This is a genomic window from Flammeovirga sp. AWQ4_249, from assembly GCF_056161045.1.
In genome coordinates this window covers 17,212-32,351 of record NZ_JBSWYJ010000026.1, presented here as the reverse complement: position 1 = coordinate 32,351, position 15,140 = coordinate 17,212, and the positions used below count along the sequence as shown (strand labels likewise).

At 31.9% G+C, this 15,140-nt stretch carries 13 protein-coding genes; 7 read left to right on the top strand and 6 right to left on the bottom strand.

The features are described 5' to 3' along the window. Positions 1–60: 60 nt before the first annotated feature. Positions 61–2,058 (bottom strand): alpha-amylase family glycosyl hydrolase, encoded by a 1,998-nt coding sequence (locus ACXAHM_RS17700; RefSeq protein ID WP_474962504.1) that lies wholly within the window; start codon positions 2,056–2,058, stop codon positions 61–63. Positions 2,059–2,358: 300 nt separating this feature from the next. Between ACXAHM_RS17700 and ACXAHM_RS17695 the strand changes: the two genes are divergently transcribed. After that, positions 2,359–4,779: an ATP-binding protein gene (locus tag ACXAHM_RS17695; RefSeq protein ID WP_474962501.1), complete on the top strand. Its 2,421-nt coding sequence runs from the start codon at positions 2,359–2,361 to the stop codon at positions 4,777–4,779. Position 4,780: 1 nt separating this feature from the next. On the opposite strand, the gene ACXAHM_RS17690 is transcribed toward ACXAHM_RS17695, so the two are convergent. Together ACXAHM_RS17690 and ACXAHM_RS17685 are read right to left on the bottom strand one after the other, a co-directional pair. Next, positions 4,781–5,773: a glycosyltransferase family 2 protein gene (locus ACXAHM_RS17690; RefSeq protein WP_474962497.1), complete on the bottom strand. Its 993-nt coding sequence runs from the start codon at positions 5,771–5,773 to the stop codon at positions 4,781–4,783. Beyond that, positions 5,763–6,863 (bottom strand): AMP-binding protein, encoded by a 1,101-nt coding sequence (locus tag ACXAHM_RS17685; protein WP_474962492.1) that lies wholly within the window; start codon positions 6,861–6,863, stop codon positions 5,763–5,765. The genes ACXAHM_RS17690 and ACXAHM_RS17685 overlap by 11 nt, the downstream gene beginning before the upstream one ends. A 95-nt stretch (positions 6,864–6,958) precedes the next feature. Here ACXAHM_RS17685 and ACXAHM_RS17680 point away from each other — a divergent pair, with 95 nt between their 5' ends. The 3 genes from ACXAHM_RS17680 to ACXAHM_RS17670 all read left to right on the top strand — a co-directional run bounded on the left by ACXAHM_RS17680 (position 6,959) and on the right by ACXAHM_RS17670 (position 9,213). Next, a complete protein-coding gene (locus ACXAHM_RS17680) occupies positions 6,959–8,539 on the top strand; it encodes a toxin-antitoxin system YwqK family antitoxin (RefSeq protein WP_474962489.1) in 1,581 nt (526 codons plus the stop codon). A 2-nt stretch (positions 8,540–8,541) separates the two neighbouring features. Next, positions 8,542–8,847: an RNA-binding S4 domain-containing protein gene (locus tag ACXAHM_RS17675; RefSeq protein ID WP_474962487.1), complete on the top strand. Its 306-nt coding sequence runs from the start codon at positions 8,542–8,544 to the stop codon at positions 8,845–8,847. A gap of 141 nt (positions 8,848–8,988) precedes the next feature. Beyond that, the gene (locus tag ACXAHM_RS17670; RefSeq protein WP_474962484.1) at positions 8,989–9,213 is read left to right on the top strand and encodes a hypothetical protein; all 225 of its coding nucleotides are present in this window, start codon (positions 8,989–8,991) and stop codon (positions 9,211–9,213) included. Between the two features lie 3 nt (positions 9,214–9,216). On the opposite strand, the gene ACXAHM_RS17665 is transcribed toward ACXAHM_RS17670, so the two are convergent. Next, entirely contained in the window at positions 9,217–9,699 is a 483-nt protein-coding gene (locus ACXAHM_RS17665; RefSeq protein ID WP_474962481.1) for a tetratricopeptide repeat protein, read from the bottom strand. Positions 9,700–9,858: 159 nt separating this feature from the next. On the opposite strand from ACXAHM_RS17665, the gene ACXAHM_RS17660 reads away from it, so the two are divergent. The 3 genes from ACXAHM_RS17660 (at position 9,859) to hemA (ending at position 13,796) form a co-directional block, all read left to right on the top strand. Next, positions 9,859–11,166, top strand: a complete 1,308-nt coding sequence (locus ACXAHM_RS17660; protein ID WP_474962479.1) for a M28 family metallopeptidase — start codon at positions 9,859–9,861, stop codon at positions 11,164–11,166. A 133-nt stretch (positions 11,167–11,299) separates the two neighbouring features. Continuing rightward, positions 11,300–12,397, top strand: coding sequence for a DUF3179 domain-containing (seleno)protein (locus ACXAHM_RS17655; RefSeq protein ID WP_474962476.1), 1,098 nt, complete (start codon positions 11,300–11,302; stop codon positions 12,395–12,397). 139 nt (positions 12,398–12,536) lie between these two features. Further along, the gene (hemA, locus tag ACXAHM_RS17650) at positions 12,537–13,796 is read left to right on the top strand and encodes a glutamyl-tRNA reductase (protein ID WP_474962473.1); all 1,260 of its coding nucleotides are present in this window, start codon (positions 12,537–12,539) and stop codon (positions 13,794–13,796) included. 67 nt (positions 13,797–13,863) lie between these two features. Here hemA and lgt read toward each other — a convergent pair whose 3' ends face one another. Continuing rightward, the gene (gene lgt, locus ACXAHM_RS17645) at positions 13,864–14,721 is read right to left on the bottom strand and encodes a prolipoprotein diacylglyceryl transferase (protein ID WP_474962470.1); all 858 of its coding nucleotides are present in this window, start codon (positions 14,719–14,721) and stop codon (positions 13,864–13,866) included. Between the two features lie 71 nt (positions 14,722–14,792). Next, a complete protein-coding gene (locus ACXAHM_RS17640; protein ID WP_474962466.1) occupies positions 14,793–15,140 on the bottom strand; it encodes a hypothetical protein in 348 nt (115 codons plus the stop codon).

The following is a 15,140-nucleotide window of genomic DNA, read 5'->3' as shown; positions in this document are numbered from 1 at the left end:
TAAAGGCTTTAAACAACAAAAGACTACTACCGAAGTAATAGTCTTTTGTAATTTATGGACTTATAATGTCTTTTTTAATTCAATGATTAAACATTGACCGGGATTCAAAGTAGCAGACATCCAATTATCATTAAATTGGTAATCTTTTTTCTCCACGAAGTCCCAATATTTTCCATTGTAAGTACCTGGAATATTTAGATAAAAATCTTGACTGTTTTGATAATCTGTATTGGCAACAACCAATAAGCTATGCTCTGGATGCCAAGGATCAAATCTTTCAAAACCGATTACATTTTCAAAGGCTGTTTCTGGATAATGAATTTTCATTGATTTATCATTACCTCTTAAATGTGTGTTACCAAGTAACCAACCAAAATGATTGTATATCGAATTAATGTATTTGATATAGCCAATCAAGTTATGGTCGTTGTTCCATCTTAGTGCCGACTTATAGAAAAGTGGTAAACGTTGTTGACTATAAAAATCAGTTTCTGATTGTAAGAAATTCAAACCAGTATTTACAGGCCACTCTTCCAATAATTCATACCCTTGATGGATAAATGGAATTGAGTTTGGCAAGAACTTATTCAGTACATACGTAACCTTACAATGTGGTTCTCCACCTCTCATCATAGCACGAGGCGTATTGTGCGTCTCTGGAGTTCCATAATAAGGAAGTGGTAAATGTTTACTAGAATCTTCAACGATACGTTGAATACCATCTCTCTTATCTCTAACTGTGACTCTCCATTCATGACCTAATACTGCGTTGAAACCAGCTTCTCTACTTTGTTGAGTCACATCAAAGTTTTCTTCACAGAAAGCAAAGTCAGCATCATTTTTACGTGCAGTATGAATGATTTCTTCCATTAATGGTTTTGGAAGAGCATGCCCCATATCGATCATGACACCATCGATACCAAATGATTGGTAATGTGGAATTACACCCGCGATTTTATCCCAAAGCGGTCTATTGACATGAGTAGGTTGAGCCAGTTCAGGATTATAATAACGGATTGTATCATATGCAATGTAGTTATAATCATTTGGTGTATGATCATAAGGGAAGTTATACATACGTAGATACGTTACATCTGACCAAGCAGGTTGAATATCATCTGGTGGCCAGTCCGCAAATGCTCCAGGAATGATTAATTCTCCTTCATCTGTATAAGCGACAAACTTACCATCTTGAACTTGAATTTGATCTGGTGTTGGTGGTTTTTTGAATAAAGATCTATACTCATTACTTGGAGCATAATAGAATCCATTTCCTTTTGGTATTTTCAGAATTTCTGCTAATTCATTGGCAGGAAATTCTGGACTTTGGTATTCATGCGCTCTATGACGGTCGATCCAATAAAACCACTCAGGATTTGTTTTTACCCAATCACCACCTAAAGAAGAAGTTCTTAATACAAACTCCATGATGACACGCATACCCATCATATGGGCAGCTTCTACGAAGGCTTCAAATTGATCCTCTACAGAAAAAGGAACTAATGGGTCCGCTAAATTTTCATCAAGTTTATATTGATCTTTAATTGCATAAGGAGATCCTAAATCACCTCTATTACCATCTTCACCAATACTGGTAATTGGCAACATATATACAGTATCGCATCCTAAATCTTTAATGTATTTAAGAATTGCGATACATTTTAATAAAGTACCTGTTTCTCTAAAACCATTATTACTACTTGTAATATCCATTCGCTGGCCAGAACCTACATGACCATCGTTGTCATGATCATAGGCTGTAGTCAATCTTGGAAATAGATTATAGAATGAAGCTGTATAAGTCCAGTCTCCACCATATCCATGGATTTGATTACGTAAAGTAGATAATGAATGATTGTAATTTACAGAAGCATCTGTCGGATTAGTTATTTCCTTGATGGCATTCTTAAAGAAAGTAAAAGGATTGGTTTTAACAGAATATGAGGCTCCGTGTTCTTGTCCCAACCATAAGGAAGGAACATAATACTCCCTCGTTTCTTGAACTTCATGTTGTTCAAGGTAGTTGAGAATTTTTAATAGCTTTGAATCTTTTTTCATACTTACATTTTTTAAATCTCAATGTCGAGAAATAAATGATGTCACCCATTTGTTGACTATCTAATTTACAATCTTTTTGGACATTCAAACCACCTTGTTACAATTGTTTTTGTTAACAATTTATTTCAACCCGTTTCGATACATTTTTTTATCAACATTGTCATGTAAATTAATTATTTATCTAAAAAAACTTAACAATATATGTAATTGAATATTTGCTAAGTAACTTTGTATGTTCGAATATATTAGACCTTAATTTTATTAATTTCTAAACGAAAAAAATAATAGACTTCTATTGATTTGAATTCACAATCAAGATCTATATGGTGGGTAATTTCCCTGACAACATTCTGCTTTCTAATCATAGGCTATAAAGTATATGAAAACGGAGGAAGTCAATCTAAGAAATTGGCTTTTGAAGTTACTAAAGAAAGAGCAGTACGTTATGGTGAATCAATTGAATCTCGTTTGCAAACTTTGCTTAGCGAAATGAGATTGATTGGTAATACCATGCGTATCATTAATGGTACTCAGGATAAAAAAGACCTTGTAATGGAAGGGCTTTTAGATAATACAGTACATAATTATTCAAATATTGAATCTTTATGGATGGTTTTATTTGATAGCATGGATTCGAACAACCTAATTTATAATCCCATTTTTTACGATAAAGAAGTAAAATATGAAGATGGAACAATTGAACATCGATTGATTCATAAAAAAATAGATTGGGATAATTTTCCTTTGAAAGATCGTGTAGTAAGTTCGAGAGAATCTTTTGTAACATTACCCAAACATATTAGAAGTGATGATGACAATAAATTTGTGGTTCATGTAGTACAACCTTTCTTTACCTACGATGGAAAATTTATTGGAGCAGTTGGAAGTTCTATTCGTCTTACATTCTTCCAAAGATTTATTGAACAAAGCGAAGATTTTAATAATAGATATGTTTGTATCGCTGCACCTAATGGACAAATTGTAGGTTCTGTAAATGAGTCTGACATTGGAATGAATGATGGAATTCCGGCTTACTTGTTTGCATCTCTTCGTAATGATCAAAAAGTTTCTAGAATTGTAGAAAATAAAGAAACAGAACAGAGCTACTATGAAATGTTATTCCCGATTAAGATTCAAGGAATGACAGAGCCATGGGTGATCACGACTAGAGTCCCTCTAAAGACGGTTTTAAAAAGCTCTATTCAATCAAGAAACTTCACAATGGCACTCGTATTTTTACTTTGGGTGATCATTACTTCATCATTGACATTTATGATAAGTAAATGGAAGAATGAGTTGAATCAAAGGAGAATTGTTGTTGAAGAATATAAAAAAACCAATGAACTACTTCGTAATATTCTGGATAACTCAGATTATATTATGATGTATACACTTGATAGAGATAAAAGACTATTAAGCTGTAATAATAAGTTTATGAAAATTACAGAGATGTTGACAGGTATCAAACTGGAAAATGGTATGTACTTACTTGACATCTATGATAAAATAAAAGATAACAATAAAAACATCTTACAAAGTGAATATTTCGACCGTTGTATTAAAGGTGAGGATATCGTTGTTGTAGATCGTTTCAAAGGATATTATTTCGAACAATTTTTTAACCCATTTAGAAATACACAAGGCGAAATCATTGGTGTAACTTCTTTCCTTGTCGATGTTACAGAATTAAAAGACGCTCAAAAGCAATTAGAGGTGCATAAAAACCACCTTGAACTTTTAGTTGAAAAAAGAACGAAGCATATCGAAAGACAGAATGAGGCTTTAAGAACTCAATCTGAAAAGCTGAGAATTGCCCATGATGAAATTCGTGAGCAAAACAATACACTCGAACACAAGAGTGAGGAAATTGAAAGTAAAAATACAGCACTTCAAGACTCTCTTGTGAAAACAGAAGAAACTCTTTCTCAATTAAAAGAAATGCAAGATCAGTTGGTAAGTTCTGAAAAACTTGCCTCGATTGGTCAGTTGACTGCCGGTATTGCTCACGAAATTAATAACCCAATTAACTTCGTTGCCAATAACGTACTTCCATTAAAAGATGATGTTGAAGACCTTATTCAAGCATTTAACGAACTGAAAAGACATACTAAAGAGGATATCATTACCGAAATAGAAGAAGACTATGAAGTATCATTAGTCATCGAAGAAATAGGTGATTTATTATCAGGTATTGAAGAAGGAGCAAAGAGAACCACACAAATTGTGATGGACTTAAAGACTTTTGCTAGAATGGATTCTTCTCAATTCAAAGATGCTAAAATTGAAGAAGGTATAGATACTTCATTGACGCTTTTAAATAACAAACTAAAAGATAGAGTTCAAGTACATAAGGATTATGGTGATATCCCTCCAGTAATTTGTAATGAAAGCAAAATCAATCAAGTATTTATGAATATCTTGAACAATGCTGAGCAAGCAATTAAAGGTGAAGGAAATCTAACAATAAAAACTTGGGCTGACCAAAAGATGGTATACATCAAAATATCTGATGACGGTTCTGGTATGGATAAAGAAACGGTGAATAAGATCTTTGATCCTTTCTTTACCACAAAGCCTGTAGGATTAGGAACAGGGTTAGGAATGTCAATATCATTTGGAATTATCCAAGATCATTCGGGTGATATTAAAGTTGAATCAGAGCTAGGTAAAGGAACTTCATTTACAATTTCACTTCCAATAGAAGGACCAAAAGGAGAATAAATTAGAAAGATTCTTTTACTTTATTCAACACTTTAGCAATTCCTTGCTGTATGATAAAAGGCAACATAAAATAGCAAAGCATCATCTTTTCTTTTGATTCCAATTGAAAGATACTTTTCCATACTTTTTTGACGTTAATAAATTCCTTAAAAGAGACCAATGCTTTTTTCATAAAAGCTCTTTCATTAAAGGATAATTTATTTTTATGATAATCTATTTTGCGAATAAAACTCGTGTAAATTCGAATAGATTGAAGTTCAAATGGAAGATAAAAGGAAGCGTATAATCCTTCTTTTTCCATCAACTCTTTTGTTTTGTATTGTAGTTCAAATTCACCTAAAGAATTCATGTTGAAAGAAGAAGTTAGAGAATTTTCCCTTTGTCTATAAAAATAAACTCCTTCATTAATTGCTACTTTATCCAAAGCAAGAATTATTTTTCTAGCCTGAAATTCATCTTCATAGTAGTTTTTACTTGGGTTGTTAATGATAGAATAATCTCTAAAAGAAGCTTTATAAACTCCAAATGCTGAAATTTTCCAATCTAATGTATAGTAAAACATTTTCTTCGCAGAAAAGACACCTTCTTCTACTCGATTTTGTACATGTGTTCTCTCTGGGTTATTAGGATAATAAAAAAGTAAAGAAAAAAGAGAAGCATCAACCCCAAGCTGATTGATTTGATGTAACGCTTTTGCAATCGCATTTTCTGATAACCAATCATCATGATCAACATAACAATAATAATCTCCAGTCATAATGTGTAATGCCTTATTACGAGCATTACCAACTCCTTCATGTTTTTGTTGAATGACAATTACTTTTTCGGGATACCTTTTTTGATAATGATTTAATATCACTAAACTTCGGTCACTAGATCCGTCATCTACACAAATGATTTCAATATCTTTATGAGTTTGATTTAAAAGACTATTAAAATAATCCTCCAGGTAATCTTGACTATTATAAACCGCGGTAATGATACTAACCTTCATAACTTTCTAAAAATACAGAAATTGTTTCTTTACGTTTTATCTTTTGAGTTTCTGTCTTTAAGAATTTTCCAATGGAGAAGATATTCTTAGGAACTTCATATTTACCTAAATTTTCTTCTAATTCCATATAAACAGATTTTTTTTCATTTTCTGTCAAACTGATCCCTTCAATAAAAACGGTCACTTCTTCTCCTAATTTAGCATGTGGAATTCCTCCTACAAATAGATTGACTGATGTATAACCAATGTTTTGAAGCGAAACTAAAAGTAGCTTTTCTAATTTTTCAGCTTGTACTTTTACACCTCCAGTATTAATGATATTATCAGCTCTTCCAAGCCATTCAAAACTAGTTTTCGATTTTAATTTAACTACATCATTGGTTTGAATTTCTTCAAAATCTGTCATTGGAGCAATAATATTCAAACAATTTCTGTCATCTATTCCTATCGTTACTCCTTCAAGTACATGATAAAGGTGATCACTCTCTTTTGAGATTTCTTTTAATGCAATATGAGAGACTGATTCTGTCATTCCATAGGTCATATAAACATTAACATCTACTAATTCGTTGTCAATTAATTTTTCAAGATGAGCATTAATAGGTGCACCACCAATGATGATATTTTGACAACTTTTTAAATGATCCAATTCTTCTTTCTCATCAAAACAACTTTGTACTTGTAAAGGTGCTAGAGCGACAAAGTCAAAAGAAGGTAAAAAAGGTGTTCTAAAAGGATGAGAGGTTGGAGGAATAACCCAAAGATTAAAATGATTCACCAAAGCTCTAACAATCATCATTTTTCCGGCGATATAATCAGTACTAAGACAACATAAAGCTTTATTTCCTTCTTTTAAACCTAAAATTTTAGCAGTAGCTAATGCACTAGATGTCATTTGCTGTCTTGTAACAGTTATATTTTTGGGAGAACCAGTACTTCCAGATGTTTGTAATGTAAATTCCACTTTGCCATTTAACCATTCAAAACAAAAAATAAGAATGTTATCTACAAACTCATCTCCATCCATAGAGAAGTTTCCATGCTTGATATCTTCAATTTCGAATTGTTGATTGGCAATTTTTATGAACATAAATGAATATTATTGATTAAAAGGATAAAAAGAGGTTGCCATTTTAGGAATGATAATTGAACTTTGTAGCCTAAATGCAAATACAGAATACCTAAATGGATAATAAAAATAAAACAATAAGGCTTAATTCTATATGTCTTCTGATTTTATTTACTTTTTTTTCTTTAAAAGTAATAGGACAGGCAAAAGATAGGACCTTAATCAAAACCTATTATGATGATTGGGCAGGAATCGTGGCGGAAGAATTCTATGTGATTGATGGTGATTCTAACCGAATTGATGGAGAATATAAACGCTATTACCCAGGATCAGATGACCTAATTGTAAGATCGCATTATAAAGATGGTGTATTAAATGGAACATTTGAAGAGTACTATGAAAACGGACAAAGACATTTCATAACACACTACAAGAATGGAGTCCAAAATGGTAAATACACTTCATTTTATGTAGAAGGAATGAAGAAAACTGAAGCTCATTTCAAAAATGATGCAATGGTCGGAACCATGAGAAAATTTTATCCAAGTGGTGATCTTCAAATAGAAAATGATATCAAAAAAGGACTTTGGACCGAATTCTATCCAACAGGAGAGAAAAAGTCTGTTTCACAAATGAATGGTGAAAAGAAAAATGGTCTGACTGAAGTGTTTGATGTAAAAGGAAATTTGGTACAAAAAGCAACTTACAAGGAAGGTGTAATAGATGGTACTGTTTATACTTACTATCCAGGTACTGCGTCATTGAAAAAAGAAAGTAATTTCATAGAAGGAAGTTTGGAGGGAGAGTCTAAAGAATATTATGAAAATGGTATTGTCAAAGAAATCATTCCGTTTAAAAATAATAAAGAAGACGGTTTAAGAAAAAGCTTCTATCCAAATGCTAAACTAGAATCTGAAGAGAAATTAGTTGAGGGACACACCACTGGAAATTATAAAAATTACTATGAAAATGGTCAGTTGAAATCTGAGATGATTACTTCTTTAAGTAGAGATAGAAAAGGAATATTCAGAGAGTATGATGAAATGGGTGTTTTGCTAAAAGAAGGACATATGCAGGATGGTAAAATGCATGGAAATACATCGGTTTATTATGCCACTTCAAACCTAAAATCAAGTATTAATTATGCTAAAGGATTAAGAAAAGGTGATTCAAAAGAATACTATGAAGATGGAAAAACAGAAAAAATACATGATGTATTCTCAAAAAATGGGACTGTACATTCATCTAAAGAATTTTATGAAACTGGAGTGTTAAAAAGTGAAGGTGATTACCTTGGTAAAGTAAAAGATGGAGAATGGAAGTATTACTATTCGAATGGTACCCTAAAGAGTAAAATCACTTATATAAAAGGTTTTGAAGAAGGTGAGGTAGATATTTTCAGACAAAATGGAATTCTTCTTACCAAAGAAAAATATAGAAAAGGACGTTTAGTAGGAATACGAATTGAGTATCATGAAGATGGAGAGACAGTTCTTCATGAAGTGCCTTATGATAAGGGATATATTTATGGTACAGTGAAAGAGTATTATAAAAATGGTCAACTTCGAGAAATAGGAAAACAATATAAAGAACAAAAGCTTAAGAATTGGAAGTACTATGATGAAGAAGGAAATTTAGAAAAAGAAGAGATTTACGAAAAAGGGACTTTAATTACTGTAAATTACCCTAATGAATAAAAATGAGAATAGATAAATATTTATGGTGTGTTCGTGTATTCAAAACACGTACAACAGCTACGGATGCTTGTAAAAAAGAAGAGGTTTTATTGAATGATCAAATACCAAAACCTTCTCAAAAAGTTAGTGTTGGCGATATCATCAAAGTTAAAAAAGAGCCTATTTGGAGAACTTATAAAGTACTCAACATTATCGAAAAAAGAGTGGGAGCAAGTTTAGTGGAGGAAAATGTAGAAGATATCACTTCTGAGGAGGAGCTTCAGAAGCTAAAAGAATACATTGACGAAAGAAAATTTTACCTGAGATAATGGCAAAAATAAAAGAGGTTTTTCCACAAAACCTCTTTTATTTTTTTGTAAATATATGTAAATTAAATTCTAAATTATACCTTAAATGAAATAACAAGACTTTTTATGTATTTTGAATACATCCATTTTCTACTGTTAATAATGTATTTATCAATAGGTTTGGCTATATGGTCATTTTACAAAACCTATATATTAAGAGAAGACACTTCTAATGGTTCTTCTTATAATAATGATGATGACGATAATAATGGTGGATGGCCCGTTACTCCTAAAGAACCTGATCTAGATTTACCTCCAGGAATATTCATTTTACCTCCTAATGCTCCAGACCCAAGTCAAAGAGAAAAGGAAGTCACACTTTTGTAGATTTTATTCTCCTAATTTTTGCCTTAATGTATAAGCTTGTGCTGCAATACCTTCTTTATTAGGAATAATGCGTAATAATTTCTCTAAAGTTCTTAGCGTCAAAACTTCTAACTTAATTTCCCTGTAGATATTACATAAACCGGACAAAGCTCCAAAGTGACGAGGTTCTAATTCGATTACTTTCTTTAGATCAGATAAAGCTTTATTGTACTCACCCCTCATATAATAGGCGATGGCTCTCTTATTATAAACTTCAGCGTGTTCTTTATTAAAAACTAATGCATGTGAAAAGGTAGCAATAGCATCTTTATAATTTTCACGGCTTAATTGTTCTATTCCTAATACAATAACATCATCTAAAAAAGGATCATTGGTTTTTTGCCATAACTGTAATATTGAACTTTCTAAGTCAGAAATTTTTTCAGTATCAGTAGCCTTTTTTAATTGTTTAAAGAGGATGTCAACTTCTTCAGTATATTGTTTCATGATGTTATACTTTAGATTTTATTAAAATTTCATTTACTTTTATAGTGTAAATGGCAATTTGTTTCATATTGTGTTACACATCATTAATACATAATCGCCCTAAAAAAGTTTCTTACAGTTGAATTCATTAGGGAAAAACTTAACAAATCTTCAAAGTTCATGAGAATAGTACAAACATTTCGTGGTTTGGTATATATTTTATTATTAGGCCTTTATCACACAGCTTCTGCACAAAGTATTGAAAGGACCACTGAAATTATAGATACTTTAGCAAGTGATGCTCTAAAAGGTAGACTTGCAGGTACAGAAGGAGAAAGAATCGCAACTGATTATATAAGCAACGAATTCAAGAAATTTGGTTTATTACCTGCAGGCGAAAACGGTACCTATTTTCAAGTACTAACAAAATATGAAAAGGTTAAAAAAGTAAATAAGCTTAGTATCAATAAACAATCTTTAAAAGAAGAAGACTTCTTTGTTGATACCAATTCAGAAAATATTTTACTGAAGAAAGTTAAAGGCCTAAAAATCGTAGAGATCCCAGAAGGGACTAACCTTATGGATTTTAGAAAAGAACTTCTTGAAAGTACAGAAGTAACTTTGATCTGGGTGAAATCTGAAAACCACAAAAAACAATTAACTAAACTTAGATTTAAAAGTAATAGTCAAAAATACTTAGATACTATTGATACGAAACAATCGCTTATTTGGGCGGTGCCACCAAAATCTGTAGAAAGTAAATTTAAAAAAATTGCATTGGATTTTCAACAAGAAGTTAAAAAGGTTGAAATGAGAAATGTGATGGCAAAATTAGAAGGGACGACCCAAAAAGAGGAAATCGTCATGTTTGGAGCACATCATGATCACATTGGAATATTAGAACCAATTCAAAATGATTCTATCGCCAATGGAGCAGATGATGATGCAACAGGTGTAGCTGCAGTCATTCAAATAGCCGAATATTTTGCGAAGAAAAAACACGCAAGAACATTACTATTTACCACTTTTACTGCAGAGGAACTAGGTTTAGTAGGTTCTCAATATATGGCTGATAATATGTCTGAGGAAGAACTTAAAAATATTAAAGCCTTAATCAATATAGAAATGATTGGCAAAGTATCAGCAAGAGGAAAAAGAAAGGCATTTATTACTGGTTATAAAAAGTCTTCTTTAGGAAAACTAATGCAGATGAATCTTAAAAAAGCTCAAGTAAGATTCAACTTCTTTGAGGACCCCTATCCAGAATTGAAATTGTTTATGAGATCTGATAACGCTTCTTTTGCAGCCAAAGGAATACCTGCACATACATTTTCATCAACCGATATAGATTTCGATTCTTATTATCATACAGTAAATGATGAGCCATCAACATTGAACTATCCTAATATAGTAGAAGTTATACAAGGGATTATAGTTGGTATTGAACCTATTGCAAACGGTAAATTTACACCTTCTAGAATACGTTAAAATTTTTATGGAGAACTACTTTTTTTGTACTTTTGCAATGTTGTATATACTACATAAAAGCAAAGTATTAACAAAGTAAACCTAATTGAAATAGATGAATTTAGTGAGATACATTAGCCTAATTTTGATTGTAATGTTTGGAGTACTTGATACCCATGCACAGATCAATCGTTTAGGTGTGAAAAATGAGTGGAACACAGACGTTGAAAATTCGTCTATTTCATTATATGAATATGAAGCATTAACTCCTAATAATGTTTTTAAAAGCATTACCAATCCAAGGTTTTATAACGAAGAAAAAGCACATAAACATTATAATTCCACTGATAATGTAGTTGTTCTAAGTGCTGGACGTGAATATAAAGCCTATCCCATGGACTTGTTAATGTATCATCAGGTCATCAATGATAGAATTGGAGGGAAGCCAGTTGCAATTACATATTGCCCTTTTACAGATGCGGTTATTGCTTACGAAAGAAGATTTCAACACAAAGGAGTACAAAGAGAATTAACTTTTCAACCCTCAGGAATGATTAGGAAAAGTAACATGGTCCTTTTTGATGAACAATCTGAATCTTGGTGGCAACAATATACGGGTGATTGTAAAACAGGAGACTTTAATGGAACTCAATTGAAAGAGTATCCTTTATTAAAGATGACAATGCAACAGTTTTATGATCAATATAAATATGGATTAGTTATCAGAAATACTGAAAGAGATGAGTTGTTGCCATATGGGAAAAACCCTTATTACAAATATGATAATGTGTTAACAGAGAAGCCTTTATATCTTGATAATATGCCGAGTGAAAGGCTTATGCCAATGGAAAGGATAATCACTGTAAACATTTTAGATAAACATATTCTTTATCCTTTAGAAGAAGTACAACACAGAGGTGTGATTAATGATATGCCAATGGATATGTATGTCGTTGTATTTTATGAAGATTATTCTACTTCTATGTTAGAAGGAAGAGAAATTAAGGAAAACAAGAGGGTAGGTTCAGCCGCTGTTTTTTCAGCATTCCATAACAGTCAACTTTTGACATTCTCTAAAGAAGAAGATTATTTTGTAGACGAACAGACAAAATCAATATGGGATTTTAGAGGACATTGTATTAAAGGAAAATTTAAAGGACAGCAACTAAAGTTATTATCATTCAAACAAAGTTTTGCTTTTCCTGAGCTTGAATTTTACCCAAATAGCCTGATTTACAATATAAATTGGTAATCTTCTCTAATAAAAAGTAATTAGTTGTTCAAACATATTTAACTTTGTATGTAAAGTTGTATTTTGAAATAAGAGATATTACTTTATTCTATCCATAGCTGATTATATAAGCTACACTTCTAAATGATTGAATTAGCAAATGAAAGATTTTAAAGCTATAAAGTTATCGTATAAGAATACACCTCTAGAAGTAAGAGGGCAGTTCTCCCTGTCCCAAACAGACTGTGAGAACCTTTTAAAGGTATTCAAAAAGGATGATCGTTTGAACGAATTATTATTGGTTTCAACGTGTAATCGAACGGAAGCTTACTACATAGCAGAAGAAGATTTATCTAAAGACATCATACAAGAAATCTGTAAACTTAAAGAAGTTGAAGAAGAAAAAGCACTCAACTATTTTGAATCTATATGCTCTTCTTTAGATGCTCAAATGCATTTATTCAGAGTAGCTATGGGACTAGAAGCACAAGTGGTAGGAGATATTCAAATATCTAGTCAGGTCAAAAGAGCATACCAATGGACAGCAGATCATGAAATGGCAGGGCAATACCTACATCGCTTGATGCACACAATCTTCAATGCGAACAAAAGAGTTCAAATAGAGACAGAATTTAGAGATGGAGCTGCATCTGTATCTTACGCTGCTGTGGAAATGATAGATGAAATCACTTCTGATGTCTCAAATCCAAAAGTTTTAGTTGTTGGGCTAGGTGAGATAGGCACAGATGCTGTTCGAAACCTTCAAAATACAGATATTACAGATGTGACTATCATGAATAGAACATTATCTGTAGCTGAAGAATTAGCCAATGAAACAGGTTATCAGGTAAGAGAATTTTCTGATTTGTGGAAAGTAGCAAAAGAAGCCGATGTTATCATCTCATCTCTTCCAATTGCCAATTATTTTAATGCTGAAAATGTAAAGACATTAGATATCTTAGCATTTAAATGTTTTATGGATTTATCAGTTCCTCGTTCAGTATCAACAGACGTTGAAAAGATTCCAGGAGCATTAGTTTATACTGTTGATGATATTAATGCAAGAGCAACAAAAGCATTGGAAAGAAGATTAAATTCTATTCCTAAAGTAGAGGCAATTATTAATGCATCTTTGGAGGAATTTAATAAGAGAACTCAGGAGATGGAATATTCTCCTATCATAAAAGGATTAAAAAGTACTTTAGAAGATATAAGAACTAAGGAAGTTCAGAAATTTGAAAAAGAATTAACTTCTAAAGAGAAAAAGAATGTAGAAAAAATCACTAAAAATCTATTGAATAAAATTCTTAAAATACCTGTTCTACAGCTAAAAACTACATCAAGTATTGATAAGAAAGAAGGTCAGAAAATGGGTAAAGTAATTACTGATTTATTTGACTTGGATATTGATAAGAAATAAATTTATTGATTTTATCAAATATAAAAAGAGCGTATTACCTTGATAAATAATACGCTCTTTTTATGCTTTATTTTTTATTTTCTTTTCCTAAATTAGGATTAACTTCTGGTAATGGTAGTGGATCTCCTGCTTTTCCAAATGATCGAATAAAGAAGAATAAACCAGCTAATACCGCAGGGATACTTAATATTTGTCCCATGTTTAATGCCATTCCAGCTTCAAAATCTACTTGATTTTCTTTGAAGAATTCCCAAACGAAACGCATTCCAAATACAAGAATTAAGAATAAACCAAATGTTCTTCCTTGTCTTAATTTAGTGCTCTCATTTTTATAAATTGCTCCTAAGATAAAGAAGATTATCAAATAGGTGATTGATTCATATAACTGTGCAGGGTGACGTGGTGTCATTGGATCTGCTACTTGAGCTTTTGTAAAAATAAATGCCCATGGTACATCAGTTGGACGACCAATAATCTCTGAATTCATTAGGTTACCTAAACGAATAAAACAACCTGCTAGTGCAACAGGAATTACAATTCTATCTAATATCCATAACCAGGGTTGGTCTGGTCTTTTGCTACTGTAAAGGTATAAAGCAACGATAATACCGATTGCTCCACCATGACTGGCAAGACCACCTTTCCAGATCATAAATATCTCTACAGGATGTCTTAAATAATAATCAGGTTGATAAAAAAATACATGACCTAGTCTTGCTCCTATAATTGTAGCAACTACCATGTAAATAAGAATGGCATCGGCTTCTGATTCTGGTCTATTTTCATTCACGAAAATTTTTGCCATAATCCAAGTACCGATAAAAAATCCAAGTGAAAATAATAACCCATACCATCGTACAGGTAATAAATCAGGGAAGATCTCTGGATTAACTGTCCAGGTTATGTATGTTAGTGTTGATTCCATATCACAAATATGTAAAATGATGTCGTAACAAAAAAAGTATCTAAGTGATTATATAGGTAAATAAGATGGACTTATTTCATTGGATCATTTTTTTTATAAGAAGATATCAATGAAGCATCTGTTAAGGAGTATTTTTCAGCTCCATTTTCATCAATTGATAAATAAAGTAAGCCTTGTTCTCGTAATGTTTCCATCTGTTCTTTGACATTAGCAGCTGAAACATTGGAAGCTAGACATACTGCAGCGATGCTGATTCCTTCTTTGTGTTGAGATGCCAATGCAATTATATCCGCATCAGTAAGTGATGGTTGAGATTGATTATCTGAAGCAATGGATTTATTCTTATTAAACCCACCGTTAAGATAAACACCTAAACCGATGGCAGTACTAAAAGCAAGTATAACAACTAAGAACCCCAT